Origin of the sequence: Paenibacillus sp. NPDC058898 (assembly GCF_049316025.1) — a bacterium.
GTDB lineage: Bacteria > Bacillota > Bacilli > Paenibacillales > Paenibacillaceae > Paenibacillus_AQ.
This window is the reverse complement of the sequence record NZ_JBMOSM010000001.1, coordinates 867,175-888,145: the sequence shown is the minus strand read 5'-3', so window position 1 is coordinate 888,145 and position 20,971 is coordinate 867,175. Positions and strand designations below refer to the sequence as shown.

The window sequence follows — 20,971 nt, the reverse complement described above, 5'->3', positions numbered from 1 at the left end:
TGATGATTGCCGATGCCCCTGTGCTTCAAGTTCTCGGCTGTTATTAACATTAACAAATCCATGTTGTGAACTTATGACGATACTTTGCGATTTACGTGAATTTTTTTCGATGGATTTCCCGATCTCCTGACAGCGATAATATGCTAGACTACCTATATATTACTTTTAGGAGTCCATCATACGATGAAGACATTTACCATCTTGTACATTGAAGACGATCTGGAAATCGGTTCCTGGTCCAAGGATTTTTTAATCGGTCAAGGCTATGAAGTGATATGGAAGAGCTCAGGCCATGATGCGGAAGCAGCAATGGAACATTGCGATCTCGTCATTTTGGACATTATGCTTCCGGGTCTGGACGGATTCACGGTCGGTCAGCGGCTAAAACGAATCAATCCCGCCGTACCCATCCTGATGCTTACGGCCAGAACCGCAATCGAGGATAAGCTTACTGGCTTGTCTTTTGCTGATGATTATATGACCAAGCCGTTTCATCCGGATGAGTTGGCTGCCCGGATTCAAGTCCTCCTCAGGCGTTCTGTCACCGCGGAGCCGGAACAGCTTCTGATCCGGCATTTAAGCATCGACCGAAAAGGAAACCGTGTATGGAATTCCGAAACTGGGGAAGAGATTGTGCTTACAGGTAAGCAGTTCCATATATTCATGTATTTCCTGGACCACCTGAATCACATATTGACTCAGAAGCAGATTTATGAAGCCGTTTGGGGTGAACCGCATCTGAACGGAGATAAAACGTTGAACGTGCATATCCGTCATCTGCGCGAGAAGATCGAGTTGGATTCCGGCACCCCCCAAATTATCGAGACGATCCGCGGTGTAGGATACCGGGTGCGATCATGAGGATCCGCGGCTCGTTAATGAGCAAATACCTGATCTTTATTTTGACCGCCTTACTGCTGTGGCCGATTATTCCAGCCCTGTTTTATTTACCAGGTTATATGCTCAGCGATCATCCAGTATATCGGCCGGAAGAGATAACCCGCATGTGGCAACAGGAGGCAGCCAACCTGGATGGTGCAGGAAGGGATAGGATTAATACTAGACTGCGGGAGTTGAACGAGGACTATCCGCATGCTGAGATATTCTGGGTGGACCCATCAGGGAGGACGAACGCAGTCGGGGACCTCTCAGAGGATATACCTGAGCAATGGACTTATTTGGATATTCTTTCGATTCGAGCGCAAGACCGTAATCAAGAAACGCTGGTCTTAACCTCTCTCATCGGAAACGATCCGAAGCAAGGTTTTATGGTGATGCGGGTCCCGGAATCCCATATCCTTAATGCAGAAATGTCGCTTTCGGGAAACTTGCCCCTAATCTTTCTGTTTTTAATGATCTGTGGATGCTTCTTTATGCTGTCATGGCTGTTCTTCATTAAGCTTCGCAAAAGACTGATCAGGCTTCAATCGGCAATGACCGTAAACGGATTGAAAGAAATTCCGAATGAAGTCACGATCATGAAGGACGACGAGATCGGAGAACTTGAAGGCTCGTTTAACCGGATGGTGAAGGAGCTCAAAGAAAGTCAAAAACGGGAGCGGGAGGAGGAGGAACTGCGTAAGCAATTCATTTCAACGATTTCCCACGATCTTCGAACCCCGCTGACTGTCATCCGACAGCATGTCCATACCGTTCGAAAAGACCCTGCTTCCTCCCAGGGACAGGTTTCACTTTCTGTCATCGAGCATAAGCTCGATGACATCAGTAATCTAATGGATAATCTGCTGTCATACACGCTATTATCGGCGGGGAAGTATCCGCTGCACAAGCAGCCAATTGATATTATAGAAGAGGTTCGGAATCGAGTGGCTCAGTGGTATCCGGTATTCGAGGCTAAGGAATTTGATGTCCTTGTCGAGCTTCCTGACCAGACATTAATTTGGGATGCGGACCCATTGTGGTTTAACCGGATCCTGGATAATGTGTTTCAGAACGTGGTACGTCATGCGGGAGCGGGTCGCTACATTGGCATTCAAATGATTGAGCGTCAGAAGCAGCAGATGCTGGTCATCAGCGATAAGGGGCCTGGATCCTGCAGCGAGTCACCTGAAAAAGGCGCAGGAATCGGGTTGTCCATTGTATCGATGATGGCCAGGGAGATGGATATGCAATGGGAATTGAAATCCGACGCAAACGGAAGTGCTTTTTATATTTGGAAGGATAGCAGTTGCGGTGTTATAACTAACGTGACAGATTAAGCATTGAAAGGGTATGGTAAAGGGAACTAGTGTGACATAGAAATCGCCCGCATGTTATTCAAATTTAATATACGTTTCCTTTCGAAGACCAAGGAAGAAGCTGCGTCCAAGTCGCTCAGAGTGACTTATACGCAGCTTCTTTTTTGAGTATTGACATACCTAAATCCGGAAAGAGAGCTCTACGGCTTCTCGTCAACGAATTTAACCCAAACTTAAACTTGAGGTCACTTTGTTTTTCGATTAGGGAGATAGAATGGAGTATGAGGTAAAGGCCGAGTTATTTAAGGAGGTAAGTTAACTAACATGAAGGTTGAGCATAAGAAAGTTTCCGTCAAGTTGCATGCACCGCCATGGATGAAGATGCGTAGAATTTGTGGTTATGGCGCTGCCATAGCGGTGACGCCGTATCTGTTGATTAAAATGGCATGGACGCTCGGTTACTTCATACCAACCGAGCAAATGGGCGACATTAGTTGGCGTGCGATCAACGCAGCTACCGCAGTGCTTGCGGCTATTGGAATCCTGCTGGCAATGGCGTTCACCAGGCCGTGGGGTGAACGTCTCCCTGCATGGCTGGTTGCCTTCCCGGTATGGGTTGGTACCGGTCTGCTCGTTCCCATGTTGCTCTTGGCACCGGTGTTAGGACCGGCGGCTATGACTCGGGATCAGGCGGCGGGCGCCGCCGACGTTTGGACATACGAACAGTTCTTTGTCATGGTCTCGCTGGTTGGCATCGGCATTTGTCTGCCTCTCGCCTTCGTAGGGTATGCGAAGACACGCTGGCCGGAGGCGTTCGGTGATTCGATTGACTATAGCAGGTCACCGGGTAATACTTGGAGATTGCAGCTTACATTGTCCAGGCTGGTTGGAGCCGGCTGTATCCTGTTAGGTATCATTAAGGTGTTCTGGGCAGCTGGAGGCACCCTCGGCATTGATCCTGCCAGATTGGACGATCGTGATGTGTGGTGGCACCTGCTGACGTTCAGTACCGGAGCGTGGTCCATCGCGGGGGCATGGGGATTGCTGATGTTAACTTCCCGCCGCGAACCGCAGAGATTTCTGTACCCGATGGCATCGGTATGGATTTCGTCGGGCATGCTGTTCTCTTATAACCTCTTTGCCGCTATCCGTACCGATTCGCAGTTCTCGCCAGAGTACCAGCTGCTGCGGATACTGACCACAGAGGCCGGTGTGATCATAGGCGTCATGATGTTCATGATCATTCTGTTTGTTTTGCACGATCGACGACGAGCCTTGTAAGGTTGCTTGCCTGGCGATTCGTTGGAACATATCAATACTTGTATGGAACAATTATGGATGTCAATCTACGGGGTGAATGGATTGGTCATCCGGAATGGAATGTCTGAGCAGATGTTTCAATGGGGCATTATCAGCGGGCATCCTCTTACGGGGACATGCTCATGGTAATGCCTTTTCTTGTAGCGTTTTTAATATGCCAGAGACGTGGAGCCGCTGCATTTGATCACTGTTGCATCAGCAAGCGAAGTGTACTCAGTTTACCACTTTAGATATTTTTAATATTTACCATATTTTTTCTTAAGTTTTCTTCCCTAAACTAAAGGTGTCGGGGGAGAGTAACATGGATCAGAATTGAAGGACAAACTAAACAGTGAAAGGATGGATCAAGAATATTATGAAAAAATGGCTCCGTAAGGATGCTTCGGCGGCCATATTCTTTCTCGTGCCCAGCGGTATTGGATTTGCACTCTTTTACCTTATTCCATTTACCATGGGCTTGTACTATTCCTTTATGAGCCAATCGGTAGACGGCCATTTTGCGGGTCTCGATAATTACGTGGATCTGTTTGGGAGTGCTTCCTTCCGCAAGGCGGCATCCAACACGTTTTTCTTCAGCGCGGTCAGTGTTCCGCTTATGGTCATGCTGTCACTCGGGTTAGCGATGCTGCTCAACAAAAATACATATTTTCAAAAATGGCTTCGGACTGCTTACGTCATGCCGCTTGTTGTGCCCGTCGCCTCCATTATCATGATCTGGCAGATGCTATTTGATTGGAACGGCTCCCTGAACGCATGGCTGAACAGCTTTGGATATGGACGCGTGGACTGGATGAAGACGGAATCGGCACGATTGGTCGTGATCATGGTATATCTATGGAAGAACATCGGTTACAACGTCATTTTATTCTTGGCCGGGCTGCAGCAAATTCCGAAGGATTACTACGAAACGGCCCGGATTGAAGGGGCTGGCCGTGTGAGGCAATTCCGAAGCGTTACGCTGGTCTATCTGACTTCTTCCATGTTCTTTGTCGTGATTATGTCCATTATTAACTCATTCAAAGTGTTCCGGGAAACGTATCTTATCGCAGGTGATTATCCCCATGACAGCATTTACATGATGCAGCACTATATGAATAATATGTTCGCATCACTCGACATTCAGAAGCTGACCGCTGCTGCATCCTTGATGTTTGTCTGTATTCTGTTGATCGTCCTGATGCTGTTTGCGATTGAGCGCCGACATCGGCAGTACATGGAATAGGAGGTGGAGCGAAGTTTCGTGCGAGTAGTCTACATATTGAAAAAAAGTATATTAACATTCGTCATGGGTGTTATTGCGTTAATCCTAATATCACCAATTGTGATTACATTCACAAATTCATTGATGACAGAGCTGGAAATCCAGATCAATTATGGTCTCATCGGTCAAATGAATGAAGTGATCCCAGGTAGAGACGGATCTTTCGCAAACCTGAAACTGATTCCGGATAAGGTATCTTTTGCACAGTATGGGAAGGTGTTCATTGATAACCCGAAGTATTTGACGATGTTCTGGAATTCCGTGTTTATGGTGATGCCGATCATGGTGGGTCAGACAATCGTGGCAGCACTGGCTGCTTATGCATTCTCCAAGCTGAATTTCCGCGGCCGGGATTCGATGTTTTTGGTATATGTCATGACGATGCTCATGCCGTTCCAAGTCACACTGGTGCCCAACTATATTATGGTCGATAAGCTTGGCATGCTGAATAGTACGAGCGCCATCATTGTTCCCGGCATTTTCGCAGCTTTCGGCGTGTTTATGCTCAGACAGTTCATGCTGGACATTCCCTATGCCTACATTGAAGCTGCCAAAATAGACGGTGCCGGACATTTGCGGATTTTTATAACGATGATTGTTCCGATGATCAAGCCGGGGTTGGCCGCACTTGTGATCTTGCTATTCGTTGATTATTGGAACATGGTGGAGCAACCGCTTATTTTTTTGGAAGACCCCTTCAAGCAGCCGCTGTCTGTCTTTCTATCCAGGATTAATGATACCGACCGGGGGATTGCCTTTGCTGCATCCATGCTCTATATGGCCCCGATGGTGATGTTATTTCTGTATGCGGAGTCGTATTTCATCGAGGGAATCCAATTGTCAGGTGTTAAGGGTTAACTTTTCAAGGCGGTTTTTAGGAGGAGAAGAAAGGATATGGAGCTTGGAAAAGGGTTAGCTGACCAAAGACGAAAGCGAATCCTTCAATTCGTGTTCATGGGTTTTATGGGGATGCTGCTGCTGTTTACCTTGTTTAGTAACACGCTGCAGTCGTTGACCTTGCCCAAGGTGACCACGGAACAGCCGAAACAGGGGGGCATTGCGCTATCGATTGAGGGAAGCGGAATACTTCAGCCGATCGCCGAAGCTAAGCTATCCAGTTCAAACGACTGGAAAGTTCAGCAGATTCACGTAAAAGAAGGTGAACGTGTGAAGAAGGGACAGAAGCTTATCGCTTATGACAACCCAACGGCAAGACAAGAAATCGAACTTGAAGTAACGAATCTGGAAAAGCAAAGAATTGAGCAGCAAAATCTTCAGGATCAATTTATTCAATCTTCTATTGAAGAGGATGAACTTAAGCTGCGCAGCGCAAAACGCGAAATTGAAAAAGGGAAACTTGATATTGCAACGCAGGAACGCAAGATCAACGAGATGAAAGAACGACTGGCAAAAGATCAGATGCTTACCGCTCCCTTCGACGGTATTATTACGAAGCTGAATGCGGTAGAAGGACTGGCATCTGCGGGCGAGCCGGATGTCATTGTCTCGAATAGCAGTCAAGGCTATAGGTTTGACGTTGGTGCCGATGCAAAACGCTTGTCCAGCATTGGAATATCCGTTGGTGAGCGGATCGAGGTAGAGGTACACACAGATAAAGAGCAGCAAGCCAGTATCATTGAAGGAATCATTGAAGAAATCACCAATGCGGAGCCGATGATTGAGGGGGCAACCGAAGGAGCGGAGACGGTAACCGTCCCTCAAAAGATGATTCGTATTAAACTCATCAACGCCAAGCTGAAGGGAGGTGAGCAGGCTCGGATTAACATCGAGAAAAGCTCTCTCGATCAAGGGCTGCTTGTTTCTAATGAAGCTATTCATCAGGACCGGGAAGGCATGTACGTTTTTGTAGTCGAAGAGCAGCCGGGTGCACTCGGTAATGTTTTTGTTGCTCGAAAAGTCAACATCAAGTTCAGCGAGCGGAATGACAAAGAAACGATGATCCAAACGGATAGCATCTATGAACAAGATAAGATCATTCTGAAAAGCAGCGAGCCTCTGCAGGATGGCAACCGGGTTCGCTTGGAATAGTGAGGCGGCATTGTAATCAGAACATATCAGGAGGAAATCATACGATGAAAAAATGGCTTTTACTTATTTCTATGGGCGCTTTAATCGCGAGTTTAACCGCTTGCGGCTCAGGAGAAGGCGGGAACGTGGATAAGCCCGCAACGAAAGAGGGAAAAACGGTGCTTACCCTGTCACTGACAGAGTCGACTCCGTTCTATCAAACGCTGGAAAAAAAGTTCGAAGAGAAATACCCGGATATCGATCTGCAGATCCATGCATATAAAAGCATGGGTGAACAATGGGGACCTGGGGAATTCGAGAAGTATCATACTGCAACGAATACAGCCATGTTATCGGGCAAAGGGATGGATATCATTGAAGTTGGCGGCTTGCCTGTTAAAGAATATGTGAGCAAAGGTTTCCTACTCAATATGAATGATTTGCTGGAGCAAGACCAGACACTCCATAAAGACGATTTGCAAATGAATATTTTGGACGGTCTGAAACTGAATGACGGGGTGTATACCATCCCTTTGGGATACTCCTTGAGAGTATTGGTTGGTAATGGGGACATGCTGGGTAACGCCAATGTGGCGTTCGATGATAAAACCTGGGATTGGAAGGAGTTCGAGAGGGTTTCAAAGGAAGTTATCCAAAAGGCAAAGGAGAGCGGTACCGATGAGATTTATGCATTAGCGTCCTACCCGCCGGAATACCTCTTTCAGGAGATGCTTTATGAAAACTACGCTTCATTTGTTGATACTACAGCCAAAGAGGCCACGTTCGACTCTCCGGAATTTGTGGATTTGCTCCAGCAAGCCATGAAAATGAATGATGACAAGATCATTACATCCGATGAAGCAAAGCCGGGCAATCAATTGTTCAGTTCCACCCCGATTGTGTCACCGCTTAATTTTATCGAAGGCCCTTATATGCTATTTGATCATCCAAAGATCATGCTGTTACCCAGAGCTGGAGAAACCGCAGGTCAAAAAGGCGCGAGGGTTTTTACATCATCCGGGTTCGCTATCCATGCCAAATCGCCAGCACAAGAAGAAGCTTGGAAATTTATTTCCTTCCTATTGTCTGAAGAAGCACAATTACTGCAGGAAAGAGAAGGGTTCTCGATGCTTAAATCCGTGAATGAAAAACTGATCAATGACCTTCAGGAAAAAGTGGGTAGCGGCGATTATAAACTTCCGAATGGGCAGCCGGCCAAAGTATCTGACGAACAATTCAACGTGTTTAAACAAATTGTTCAGTCCGCGGATCAATACGTGGATCTAGACAGTAAAGTGATATCAATTGCCGGTGAAGAGTCTCTGGCGTACTTCAGCGGACAGAAAACGGCAGAAGAAGTGGCGAAGCTGATCCAGAACCGGGTCACCACCTATTTAAACGAATAGGAAGATCACCCAGGAAGCAGCCCACATTTGTGCGCTGCTTCCTATTGTACAGAAGAGGGACAACGGAGAATAGGCTTTTTGATTTTCTTTTTATACAGGAGGTACATTATGCACGGACCAAAAAAGACATGCGCGGTCATCATGCTTAGTGCAGCGATGTTAAGTCATGGGTTTGTCCTTGATGCGTATGGGGCATCCGCAACAGGCTACTCTGTTTCTAAATCAGCAGCTGCAGTCGCGTCCAGCCTGGCACTAGATAAACTGGGCTCGGTTATATTGAAGCAGAACGTCAGTGTGAGGCTTACGGGAATGGAAATTTTCACTCAGCCAGACGGGAATATTCTCGTCTATACGCTACGTTATAGTAACAGCAGTAGTAGTAGAGTAGATCTTATTGATTATTTTTCTCAAGTTTCTACGCCAAGTGGGACGACTGGAAAAGGTAAGGAAGTTACTAGTGATGCTGTTAAACGAACGGTGCCAGTAAACAGCAGCCTATCCGTGACGTACTATGTCAACGTTGGAAAATCGACTAAGGTAAACGGGATCAAGGTTTCAATGTTTGGCTGGGATTTTGACAGCGCGAATTATCAGAAAAAACTGGGGCAAATCACAGTTCCGGCCGATTACTCTTCGGTAGTTCCGGTAGGCAAGAGCAAGAAGATCACGATGAACCATCTTCCGGTTACGGCGAAGGCGGATACCTTGCAGAGGTATACCATCAATGGAAAAGTATATATAAAATTAGGACTCAGGCTCACGAATGGAGGGACAAAGGCATTAAGCGACCCCGGGTATAAGGCATATTTGAAGTCGGCCGGGGGCTCGGTATTTGAGCTCATTTCCGATTCAGCCAGCACCGGATACAAGCTGCAGCCTCAGGAGAGCAGCATCATCTTCTATTGGGCGGAGATCCCTTCCACGATAAAGACGAACGGCATGACACTGCAGCTGGCGTATGAAGACGAAGCATTGAAAATCAATCTTCCTGTGCAAACGTTCAAGCTTCCGGCGGCAGCGACGGATATCGCCGTGGCCAAGGGCAAAAGCGCAAAGCTGATTATGAAACAACAGCCTGTTACGGTCAAGGCGGAAAGTGTGAAGCGAATGAAGCATAATGGAAAAGTGTATATGAGAGTGGGGATTCATTTTGCAAACGGAGGCAAGAAGGTGCTGAGCGATCCCGGATATAAAGTACAACTGAAGTCGGCCGGCGGCTCGGTATTCGATCTTTCGCCTGAGGATGACACCGGGGGCAGCTTCAGGATCCAGCCAGGACAAAAACGCACGATTTATTATCTGGCAGAGGTTCCGTCCCAACTGAAAACAGACCATATGACGATGCAATTCACACAGGAAGACGAAGCTTTGAAAATGACGCTTCCGGTAAAAACCTTTAAACTTCCGACCATTACCGCTGATGTGCCTGCGGCGGACTATGCCATCCGAAACATATCGATAAACCATCAAACGATGGAGACGCAGCTGAAACATGCTTCGGTATTTGCAGAGAACGATACCGGCAAATGGAACCTTCAATTCCGCGTGAAAAATCTCAGTGAAAAATCATTGAAGCTGCCAGCTTATGAGCTGTCCATCCTCACGGATGAAGGTTACAGCATCCCCGTGAATGCGAACGCGTTTGACAAGATTGCTCTGAAGCCGCTGGAGGAGAAGCTCATCGATCTCAGTGCAGATGTGCCATTGCATATGAAACAGAATAAACTGCAGCTGCAATTGACAGAGCCTGCTGTGGAGGGGAGGATCAGCTTCCCGGCAGCCCACTATAAAATCCCTTATGCTCAGGAAGGTAAAAGTCATCTGGGTGTAGAAAATATCATCGAGAATGCTCATGGAACATTCGGCGTCAAGCTGAGCTCATATCAGCGGGTGCCACAGGGAGATGTGGATCAAATTGTAGCCCAAATCAGTATTCGTAATACCAAATCGTCGACCGTATCGCTGCCCGAGTTCAAAGCTGCAGTTAAGGCAGGAATGCGCGATCTAAGCAGTACGGCCCAAATGGTAGTGCCGAACGATCAAACAACTCTGGCCCCGGATGAAACCATGGAGTTGTATGTACTTGCCAATGTACCGTATTCCTATCAATTCAATCAATTCAGAGTCGATCTGCAGGAAACTTCAGGAGAGGACGTTCACAAATTTCTGTCGCTGAATACCAATTCGCTCAACAATGTTATGAAACAGGTCGCTGCCGGCGAATCTTATTTTATCCATACGCCAGGCAAGAAAGCGGAAGTCCGTGAACGATTGACGACCGTTTACCAAGACAGCAGTTCCAATTTAATTTATACGGAATTGGAGATGGCGAGTCAGGAAACACGTCAATCCAAACAGGCACAGCTTGTTGCCTATTATAAAACACCGGAAAACGAGTTTTTTGAGGCGAAAATCAGTCAATCATCCGATAAGACAAGTCCGAATGGGAAGAATCTGGTGACCGTTTGGAGCAAGCTTCCGCAGAATGTAGTTACTTCGGAGCTTGTATTGTATGTCGGGGAAGGTGTAGCAAACGGAAAGATGACAGAATTAGGGGAAGAATCAACGGGATCTATCAATACGGTGGGTTTAGCGCTTAGCCCTAGAGTTACACAACCAGCAACGAATCTGCAAAATGTAGAATTGTTTCCGTACCATCTCACCATTACGAGAGGAGAAGGTACGCTTAGCGCAGGGAAAGATATGCTCAACACCGTTATTCATTATAATCTCTCCAGGAACGGGGATTACGAGACCGGTTCTTATGACCATAAACTCATCATGGAGCTGATTGACCCAACCGGACAGTCGACAGAGAAGATATTAACACTCGGTACCGATCTGACCATCGGCAACAACAAATCATACTCTATTAACTTGAATAGCAACTTCAGCAAAATCGTAAGTGGAGGGGCGGTTCGAATCAATTTGTATGATGAGTTCCAAGGGCGGAGAATAATGCTAGGAAGTCAAAGCTATCCATATACTTATGAAGAGGATCAGGCTAAAAAAACAGATAGCGATTAGTCGTATCAGCGAGTGACATGCAAACATGCTATTAAAAGACAACAACCCTGAAGATATATGATGTTCGGGGTTGTTTTTTATTAATTCCTTTAAGTGAACCAACAGATTGAACAAGCATTATGTTAGAGATACGTATACTATTTTATAAGGAGCACAAATACATGAGTAAATTACCCGATCCTACATGGGCACGCCTAGGCTTTCCAGAAGCTCCAGATTTTACGGAATCCGGGAAAAACATCGGTATTGTCATTATTGATAAAATTACCCCTCATCCTGCAATTCAGCATTTAGGCGATCGATTAAAATACGTCACCGTTCATGACGACTTCTCCATTACATGCCAAAATATAGCTTTAGAAAAGCCCGGAGACCATGATGACGCTAATGGTGAGCATGGATTAATGACACTACTGGCACTATCCCATAAATCTTTTGTTTTACAAGGAAAAACGCATATAGGCATTGCACCGGCGGCTCATTATATCGTACTTAATCACGGGGCGTTCAGGACCGGGGAAGGAGAACGATTAAAAGCGGGCATCGAGTGGATTATGAATAAACAGAAAGAATGGAATATACGAATCATATTAAGTACAGGATGGCATGCGCTAGATCATCAGGTATATCTGAAAAGCACAAGCAAAAACAGCACGGTTCAGGCACTAGCTTCAGCAGTTAGAAGCGGGGTTCTCGTGGTATGTTCAAATGGGAATACGAGAACAGTGAATTTGTTGCCACCTCGCGATTATCTAGCAGTAGGGGGATACAATGACCGTGGCCTCGCTGAGCACCATAACCATTTACCATTTCCCGATGAACCGTATGGACGAAATGCCGAGGGGCACTTCAGACCCGACGTTCTAGCACCAAGAGTATACTTAACCGTTCCTTTTTGTGAATTCAATAAAAAAGCAGATATCGTTTCCTATTATTGGGGAACATCAGGTGCAGCAACACTCGTAACCGGAGTCGCAGCATACCTAATGTCTGTTTTCCAAGGTTTAGATGCAACAACTCTACGCTCTGCGTTGACTGCATACGGCGATCGTATAGATGACTATGATAATCTAGCTCCTAGGATTAACGTCACCAAAGCAAAAACAGCGATTGAATTGGGTTTGATAACGAATCAACCTCTAGAAACTTTACCATCCCTGCAGATCAGGCACACCCTTAAAGAACTACATTCACAAGATGATACGAAAAGGGCGGTTGCTCTATCTACACTCGTGGAAAAGCATCTTTGCTCACGGGATCTTTTATGGCAATATACATACGATCATTCACCCATCGTAAAAAAAATCGCTGTTTCGGCTTTGGAAAAGCCCATAAACGAAGAGGAGCGACAGGATTTCTGGGATCGATTAGCTCAGGAATCGGAAGGCGGCGTCCGTGGTTGGTACGCCTATGCATTATTACAAGACGCAAGGAAAAATGAAGGTTCCCAATGGATTCCATTATCAACGGATATCAATTGGACAGTTCGATGGTGTGTAAGCGAATATCTTGCCATGTTTCCTGACTTCTTTCCGCAACTTGAAACAACGCATGATCCAGATTCTATTCTCTCAAAAGCCTCTCCGCTAATACAATGGCTTAATGATAGAAATGGATAAGCGGGAAAAACTCCATAAAAGAGCTGGAAATGACAATACCGATTCAATAATGTAAACGTCGGACGATTGATGGGCAGTGTGGATGATGTGTCGGTGTGCATCTGATGTATGCGGTGTGTACTGATGAGTATGCGGTGGGCATCTGATGTATGCAGTCTGCACTGATGTTTGCGGTATGGCTCTAATAAATGCAGAGTGCATCTGATGTATGCGGTGTGTACTGACGAGTATGCGGTGGGCATCTGATGTATGCAGTCTGCACTGATGTTTGCGGTATGGCTCTAATAAATGCAGAGTGCATCTGATGTATGCGGACAGGAGGTCCGCTATTTCCCAACAACTGTACCAAATTCAAGGATTCGCGGACACAGGATCCGTTATTCTCGGTTTTTCCCTGATTTTGCGGTGATATATCGGTAATAGCGGAACCTGTGTCCGCTTAACCTTATGCTTAGCACCTTTGTTCACAAATAGCGGAATCACGGTCCGCTCGGAGTTGTTCAATCAGCTTCTTCCTCATAACCCCCTAACCGTACCATCTTTGCAGTTTGGGATGATGGCTAAGCCGCTTTTCTGCTTCATTCAAATGCTCAATAATAGAGGCTGGCAGGTTCATTCGGATTCTCCTCCTAGATTGTATCTTATTTTGTCTTTCCTTGTTCTCCTGCGAGTTGTTCGGTGTTCGAAGGCGGTGTTCGTACAATGCTTGATGGAGCACAATATGTAACTTATGAAACTTGATATAGGTTCATAATTCACACATTCTCAACATCATATATGAGCAATGATCGCGGAGATTCGAATGAGAAAAAAGATGATAGCAGCGGGATTACGCCGGACAGACGGATGACAATGCACATCTTACACATTTACGATGTCATGCTGTCTTCTCTACACTTTGGAATGTAAGCGTTACCTGTTAATCACTGAAACGTGATGTACGTAAGTGAACCAGATAACCTGACATGAATCGATATTTGAGAAAGGAGGGGAAGCATGAAGGGGAAAAGACTACTTGCTGTGATATCCGAAAGACGTTCAATCCATCGCGAAACGAAGCCGCCTAATAAGGGTGTAAACCAAACGTCTCTTGGTAAAAGAATCAGGGTGAACTGGCAGCTCTATCTGTTCTTGGCGCCGGTCATGCTGTATTTCCTTGTATTTCACTATGCGCCCATGTATGGTATCCAGATTGCCTTTAAGAACTTTATCCCTAGCAAAGGAATCATGGACAGCCCATGGGTGGGTTTCGATCATTTTGAGCGTTTCTTCCATTCCTACTATTTCTGGGATTTGCTGTGGAATACGTTCAGCCTCAGCTTCTACGAGCTGTTAATCGGGTTTCCGCTGCCGATCATCCTGGCGCTTGCTTTCAACGAAATCCGGACGGGTCCCTTCAAGAAAATAGTCCAGACCGTTACGTATGCGCCTCATTTTATATCCGTTGTTGTCATGGCGGGTATGATTATTACGTTCTTATCGCCGTCCACAGGCATACTGATCCAATTTATCAAATGGATGGGCATCGACGCGCCGAATTTTCTGTCGGATCCTGCCTGGTTCAAGACCGTATACGTTCTGTCCGGGGTCTGGCAAAGCACTGGATGGGGGACCATTATATATCTGGCTGCGCTGTCCGGTGTCGATCCCCAGCAGCATGAAGCTGCGATCGTGGATGGAGCCAGTCGTTTCAAACGATTGTTGCACATCAACCTGCCGGCCATACTCCCAACCATCACCATTTTGTTAATTTTGAACATGGGCAACATTCTTACGATAGGCTTCGAAAAAATACTGCTTCTGCAGAACTCACTGAATATGGAGTCTTCTGATGTCATTTCAACTTATGTCTACCGGACCGGTCTGGTAGACGCGCAGTACAGCTTCTCGACAGCCGTTGGCCTGTTCAACTCCGTTATCAACGTCATTTTACTGGTAACGGTTAACCGGATTGCCAGACGCACCAGCGAGAACAGCCTATGGTAGAAAGGGGGAAAGTACATTGGTTACCGCTATGAAGGAATCGAAGTGGGACAAGATTTTTCTTGGCAGCGTTTATATCTATTTATCCATCGCTCTGATTGTTGTTCTTTATCCGCTTATTTATATTCTCAGCGCATCGATCAGCAGCCCGCAGCAGGTGAATTCGGGTGCGATGTGGCTGTTTCCCAAGGAGATTACCTTGGCCGGATACCAGCTGGTCTTCGAAAACCCGAAGATTTGGAACGGATATCTGAACACGATAGTCTATACTGGGATAGGAACGCTGTTGAACCTGGCCGTAACTCTGCCTGCAGCCTATGCGCTCAGCAGGTCTGATTTAGTCGGTCGTCAACTGTTCTTGGGATTTATTCTGTTCACGATGTTCTTTACCGGAGGGCTTGTGCCAACGTATCTCGTAGTCCGGAATTTGGGGCTGATCAACACGATGGGGGCGCTCATTCTTCCTGTAGCAGCATCGGTATGGAATATCATCGTTGCCCGGACGTTCTTTCAGACGACGATCCCGAAGGAACTGCAGGAAGCGGCATACATGGACGGCTGTACCAACCTGAAGCTGTTCGTCCGCATTATTCTGCCGCTGTCCGCACCGATTATCGCAGTCATGGCTTTGTTTTACGGGGTTAGTCACTGGAACAGCTATTTTCCGGCTCTGATCTATCTCAACGATGAGAGCAAGTACCCTCTGCAGATGGTATTACGGCAGATTCTGGTTCTTCAGGAAATGACGGCGGAGACGACCGGCGCGGGAATCAGCGGGGATGCCGCCAGGGCAATGAATTCCAAAGCCGAAACCGCATCACTGATCAAATACGGGGTTATCGTCGTATCGACACTGCCGATTGTGTCTCTCTATCCTTTTTTACAGCGATACTTTGTCCAAGGGGTCATGATTGGCTCTGTAAAAGGATGATGAAAGCGTTTTATAAAAATATGAACTTGAGTATTGAAAGGGAGGAAACATGGATGAAGATGACAAGCAAACCTTGGAAGCTGGTGTTGACGGGCATGACGGTCCTGTCTCTGCTCGCCGGATGCAGTTCGGCCAGCGATACGACTACTGGAACGAAGTCAAAAGAAGCAGCCGCAGTGAATAAGGAAGGCTTCCCGATTGTTAATGAACCACTAACACTGACGATGATGGCACCTGATGTCGGTGTTCAGAACTGGCAGGATATGATCGTTCTGCAGCAGATGAAGGAAATGACGGGCATTTCCTTCCGATACTTAAACGCTCCGAAGGATAGCTTTGATACGAAGAAGAACCTCGTATTTGCCAGCGGCGATTACCCGGATGTCTTCTATGCTGCAGGCTTGACGGCGGCTGAACAGATGAACTATGGCGAGCAGGGAATTCTGATTCCGCTTGAGGAGCTTATCGACGAATATGCTCCGAACTTCAAGGCGCTGATGGACGAGATTCCCGAGATCCGTAAATCCATTACCGCTCCTGATGGGCATATCTACTCCTTGCCTGCGATCGATTTAAGCCAGCACTGGTATCGCAACCCGATGTGGTATAACGGAGATTTCATGGAGGCCCTGAATATCGACAAGCTTCCGGAGACGACCGAGGAGCTCTATACCTTCCTGAAGCGGGTAAAAGAAGAAGATCCGAACGGCAATGGTGTCGCCGATGAAATCCCGATCTCTTCCGTATCGACAGCAACGACCAATGCTCGGGATATTCGTACTTGGCTTCTTGGCGCTTTCGGCGTTTATGAAGACGAAATTTATGTTGATGATGAGGATGTTGTTCATTATACCCCGATAGAAGAGGGCTTCAGAGAGTATCTGGTCTATATGAACCGTCTATGGAAAGAGGATCTGCTTGACCACGAAAGCTATTCACAAACCGCAGAACAGAAAAAGGCCAAGGCACAGAACAATCAGGTGGCCCTGTTCTCCGACTGGCATGCCTACATGACCAAAGGGGGAGAACCGTCCACCAAAGATCCGATGTTCGCTCCGGTGAAGAGCGATTTGGTAGACAAGCCGGCCATCGCCAAGAACAGAGGGATTACTACGGGAGCTTTTGCCATCACGGTTACCAATCCTGCCCCTGAAGCATCGATGCGTTGGGTGGACTACCTTTACTCTTATGAAGGATCGCTCTTTTTCAACAAAGGACCTGAAGGCAAGCTGTGGGAGTACACGGATGAAGCCAATCGTGTGAAGCGCTATCTGCCTGTTCCAGACGGCAAGGAAATGGAGGATTACCGTGCGACTTTGACGCCAAATTACGGCATTCCGGCTCCTACCATCAACACGGACGATATTAATAAAGGATTGAAGACCGACTTTGATCTGTGGGTTGAGAAGGAAACGAAGGAAAAGCTGCTTGATCGCGGAGCCAGACCTCCGTTCCCTGCTTTGTTTCTTACCGTTGAAGAGCAAACCGAGATTAACAGTCTGAACTCTGATCTGAGCACGTATGTACAACAGATGGAGGCGAAATTCGTTACCGGAGCAGAACCATTGTCAAATTGGGATAACTACCTGAACACGATGAAGAAAATGGGTGCCGACCGGGTCGTTGAAATCTACCAAGGTGCATATGACCGCTGGAAGTCAAACTAAACATAAATTGTGCCTAGTAGAATTCAAGTGGGCCTGATTAAATCCTGAATATCATACAAATGTGGAGGCATAGTCTATGAAAATTACGAGACATCCGAACAATCCGATCGTCGTTCCGGGGAAGTACGAATGGCGTAAAGTCACCGTATTCAATCCTGCGGTTATTATCGACAACGGCAAGTTTTACATGATCGAGCGTACCGCAGGCTCGCTAACGCCTTGCAAGAATGTTTTGGGACTGTTGGAGAGTGAAGACGGAGTGAATTTTACGCACGTAAAAGACGAGCCGATCGTGACTCCTGACATGCTGGGCTTTCCATATGGAAGCGTCCAGGACCCGCGGATTGTCAAAATTGACGGCACGTACTATCTAAACTATGCCCTTAGACCGTGCGCCATGAGTTACTATCCGACAGGAGCGGGCATACCGGAGCGTTCGATTCCGAAATATCCGGACGGGTGGGGAGAGGAGGAAGGCCACTGGCTCACTCGCTCTTCGATTGTGAAGTCGGACAATCTGATCGACTGGGAATTCGTTGCAGATACGACACCACTCGACATAAACGACCGTGACAACATTTTGTTCCCTGAGAAGATTAACGGAAAATATGTATTGCTGCGCCGTCCGGAGGAATACGTGGGTGCGGCTTACGGAACGGACAGCGCGGCGATGTGGATTACATACTCAGAGGATCTGGTTCATTGGGAAGAGCCGAAGCTTCTGGCCAAGGCCGAGAATCCGGCGTGGGAATCCAGGAAAATTGGCGGAGCAACGCCACCTGTGCGAACCGATAAAGGCTGGCTGGTCCTTTACCACGGCGTTGATGATCAGGTCGTTTACCGTGTTGGGGCGATGCTTCTTGACCTGAACAACCCTGAGAAGGTCATAGCAAGAACAAAGACTTTCATTATGGAACCGGAAACATATTATGAGAAATTCGGTTATCAAATTCCGAATGTGGTGTTCCCGACAGGGAACGTGGTCAAAGACGGCCTGCTCTATATCTATTATGGTGTGACCGATACTGCAATTGCACTGGCTACCGTGCCGGTCGATGAGCTGGTAGAGCATATCTTGAACGAACCGCAGTGAGTGAAGTGTGAGTGAAGTAGAAGCATCAGGGCCCTTTCGAGACAAGATCTCCTAAAGGGCCCTTCTGTTATATATTCAGCCTGTTCGAGCGATGTTGTTTGCGGTACTGACCGGGCGTAAGCCCGGTTTCTTTCTTGAATTTGCGGATGAAATTGGGTGCATCCAGGTAGCCCACCTGTTCGATGATTTCCTTCAGGGGAGCGCTTGTTGTCACAAGCAGCCGAATGACTTCTTCCGTGCGCCTCTTCCAGATATACTGCGAGAAACTGATCCCGGTCTTCTCTTTGAAGCTGCGGCTTAAATAAGAGGTAGAGACGGAAAATTTAAGGGCAACATGCTCCAGGCTGAGCGTATAGTCGGCAAACTGCTGATTCACATAATGTACGATATCATCGATCAGTTTAGGCGCTGCTTGCTCATGGTTGCGCTCAACCTTCTCGCAAACCTCCGTCGTCAGCGACAACAGCTTGTCCTCGAATTCCTCAAGCGTCTCAAACGACGTATAGTCCGAGATATTGCTGAACACTTCGTTCATTCCAACCTCGGAGGCGGAACGAAGCAGTGCGTTCAGCAGATCGAAGCAAATGCAGCGCAGCAGATGAATCTGCAGCGGTTCGCTCCGGATGGTCTCCATCATCTCGGCGATCATCTGCACAGCCACCGACTCGTTGCCTTGCTTCAGGCTTTGCTCCAGCTTGAGCAGCGATTTTCTTGGAAGCCACATGCCTTTGGCGACAGGAAAACTCTGTTCTGCCAACTGGTCGAAATAGGTGATGCGGCTGCTGCCAACCATTCGGTGCTCCAGTGCGGTTGCGGCTTCGATGAAAGATTGGTTCAGCTGCCCCAAACTCCGGTAAGGCGTACCTACGCCCAAGCTCGGATCGAGCCGCGTGTTCTCGGAGATCAATTCCTGGACCGCGCGAATGATCTGCTCCATCCGGAGCTTCAGCGAATCTTGACCAGGGTCAGGAAGTGATACGATCAGCGCAAATTGATTATCGGCTGAGAATTCAACGCCGTAAATATTCGCATGAAGCCCTGATGGTTCAACATGGCTGAGAATTTCATGCACCTGCTGACGATCATTCTGGACATCCTCGGTCGCATCGTTTTCTTCCCAGGACAGAATCACACAGAAATAAATGACTTGTTCTTGGGGAGATTCCAGTCCGACTCCGGCGATCATTCGCTCGATTTCGGGATCATCCGGCTTGCCGTGCTTCAGTAGAAGCAGCATGCATTGGTTGCGCACGAAGGGCTCTTGCATATCGATACGGGCACTGTAATCGTGAAGGGTCTGACGAATCCAATCCCATTCATTGCGCGTTCTTGGCTCTGGGGTATCGTTGACTCTGAGCTTGGCGAATTCCATCAAGTCCTTAATCGGGTGATATTGGCGTCTAGCCAGCACAAAAGCGGCGAGCACTCCGGTTACGACTGCGATGCCAAACACCATGAGAATGAGCGTCTGTACATGAGCGACCCGGCTGAAGAACTGGTAGCTTGGCATGATGGTCATGTAGTTCCAGCCATTCTCCCCGGATTTGACGGATACGACGGAGTACTTGTCATTCTTCAGGGAGACATTGTGTATGCCGGCATCAAGTGCAGCCAATGTCCCGAGATGTTCTTGAGACAGGGATACGCCTTGATGGTTGGCTGTAAGCACTTCATCATTTTGATTGAAGATGTAGCTGCTCCCGGTGAAATCGCTAAGAATGGAATCCATGACCCCGGTAAGGTTGGACTCTTTCACCATATATATGACACTTCCGTAGGGATAGGGAGCATTGGGCCTAATAGGTACTATTATAGTCAGCATCGCCTCCTGCCTAGAGCTGTTGATTGTAACATTCTCGGCAGGCCGTATTAACATCTGATTCGTTTCGTTCAGAGCAACGATTATATCTTCCAGATTCCAGTTCTCATAACGATAAAAGGAATCGAACGCAACGTTAACATTCGTTAGGCCGCGGTAAGAATAGATAACCGGGTCGTTATGATAGTATAAGAAAATGTCTTCAATGATGCTGCTGTTCGCCTTATAATTAGCCAAAGCTTGAATGGCTTCCACCCTGTAATAAGAATCACGGACCATATAAGGGGTTAAGCGTCTGTCGTAAGTGATTCGACCGGAAAGCTCCCGAAGCTCTGCGATACGGGAGTCGATGTTCATTTTGACCTGGTTCAATTGATTAATGTTGGATTGTTCAATCTCGGTACGAAGCCCGCTGACAGCGCTATCAAAAACGAAAATGGTTACCCCCGTCAGGGGAATCAGGAAGATCAGAATATAAGACAGAACGTATCTTAAGAGCAGCTTCGACTTAAAGTGATTCCAGTTTATCCGGAAAGTGGATACGATGAATGATCTGAGCTTGTGAATGGTCATTTGGGTGAAAATCCTCCATTGCATTCTTTCATGTCTGCGGAAATCC

The 20,971-nt window shown here is 47.2% G+C and carries 14 protein-coding genes; 13 read left to right on the top strand and 1 reads right to left on the bottom strand.

Going from position 1 to position 20,971, the window contains the following annotated elements:
• Positions 1–183: 183 nt before the first annotated feature.
• From ACOZB4_RS03860 to ACOZB4_RS03800, 13 genes are all read left to right on the top strand, one after another.
• Entirely contained in the window at positions 184–861 is a 678-nt protein-coding gene (locus ACOZB4_RS03860) for a response regulator transcription factor (RefSeq protein WP_379405908.1), read from the top strand.
• Entirely contained in the window at positions 858–2,219 is a 1,362-nt protein-coding gene (locus tag ACOZB4_RS03855) for a HAMP domain-containing sensor histidine kinase (RefSeq protein ID WP_076321601.1), read from the top strand. The genes ACOZB4_RS03860 and ACOZB4_RS03855 overlap by 4 nt, the downstream gene beginning before the upstream one ends.
• Positions 2,220–2,522: 303 nt before the next feature.
• Entirely contained in the window at positions 2,523–3,479 is a 957-nt protein-coding gene (locus ACOZB4_RS03850; protein WP_379405911.1) for a hypothetical protein, read from the top strand.
• 394 nt (positions 3,480–3,873) lie between these two features.
• Complete coding sequence (locus ACOZB4_RS03845; RefSeq protein WP_379405913.1) at positions 3,874–4,740, top strand: carbohydrate ABC transporter permease; 867 nt, start codon at positions 3,874–3,876, stop codon at positions 4,738–4,740.
• 63 nt (positions 4,741–4,803) lie between these two features.
• The gene (locus ACOZB4_RS03840) at positions 4,804–5,637 is read left to right on the top strand and encodes a carbohydrate ABC transporter permease (RefSeq protein ID WP_379406154.1); all 834 of its coding nucleotides are present in this window, start codon (positions 4,804–4,806) and stop codon (positions 5,635–5,637) included.
• A gap of 36 nt (positions 5,638–5,673) precedes the next feature.
• Positions 5,674–6,828 (top strand): efflux RND transporter periplasmic adaptor subunit, encoded by a 1,155-nt coding sequence (locus ACOZB4_RS03835; RefSeq protein ID WP_379405915.1) that lies wholly within the window; start codon positions 5,674–5,676, stop codon positions 6,826–6,828.
• A gap of 44 nt (positions 6,829–6,872) precedes the next feature.
• Positions 6,873–8,213: an ABC transporter substrate-binding protein gene (locus ACOZB4_RS03830; protein ID WP_379405917.1), complete on the top strand. Its 1,341-nt coding sequence runs from the start codon at positions 6,873–6,875 to the stop codon at positions 8,211–8,213.
• Positions 8,214–8,321: 108 nt separating this feature from the next.
• Complete coding sequence (locus tag ACOZB4_RS03825; protein WP_379405919.1) at positions 8,322–11,240, top strand: hypothetical protein; 2,919 nt, start codon at positions 8,322–8,324, stop codon at positions 11,238–11,240.
• Between the two features lie 161 nt (positions 11,241–11,401).
• A complete protein-coding gene (locus tag ACOZB4_RS03820) occupies positions 11,402–12,859 on the top strand; it encodes a S8 family serine peptidase (protein ID WP_379405921.1) in 1,458 nt (485 codons plus the stop codon).
• Positions 12,860–13,855: 996 nt separating this feature from the next.
• Positions 13,856–14,845, top strand: coding sequence for an ABC transporter permease (locus ACOZB4_RS03815; RefSeq protein ID WP_379405923.1), 990 nt, complete (start codon positions 13,856–13,858; stop codon positions 14,843–14,845).
• A 16-nt stretch (positions 14,846–14,861) separates the two neighbouring features.
• Positions 14,862–15,773, top strand: coding sequence for a carbohydrate ABC transporter permease (locus tag ACOZB4_RS03810; protein WP_379405925.1), 912 nt, complete (start codon positions 14,862–14,864; stop codon positions 15,771–15,773).
• 53 nt (positions 15,774–15,826) lie between these two features.
• Positions 15,827–17,440 (top strand): extracellular solute-binding protein, encoded by a 1,614-nt coding sequence (locus ACOZB4_RS03805; protein ID WP_379405927.1) that lies wholly within the window; start codon positions 15,827–15,829, stop codon positions 17,438–17,440.
• A 76-nt stretch (positions 17,441–17,516) separates the two neighbouring features.
• The gene (locus tag ACOZB4_RS03800; RefSeq protein WP_379405929.1) at positions 17,517–18,533 is read left to right on the top strand and encodes a glycosidase; all 1,017 of its coding nucleotides are present in this window, start codon (positions 17,517–17,519) and stop codon (positions 18,531–18,533) included.
• 67 nt (positions 18,534–18,600) lie between these two features.
• Here ACOZB4_RS03800 and ACOZB4_RS03795 read toward each other — a convergent pair whose 3' ends face one another.
• Positions 18,601–20,925 carry a helix-turn-helix domain-containing protein gene (locus tag ACOZB4_RS03795; protein WP_379405931.1) on the bottom strand — a complete coding sequence of 775 codons (2,325 nt, stop codon included), beginning with the start codon at positions 20,923–20,925 and terminating at the stop codon, positions 18,601–18,603.
• Positions 20,926–20,971: the final 46 nt, after the last annotated feature.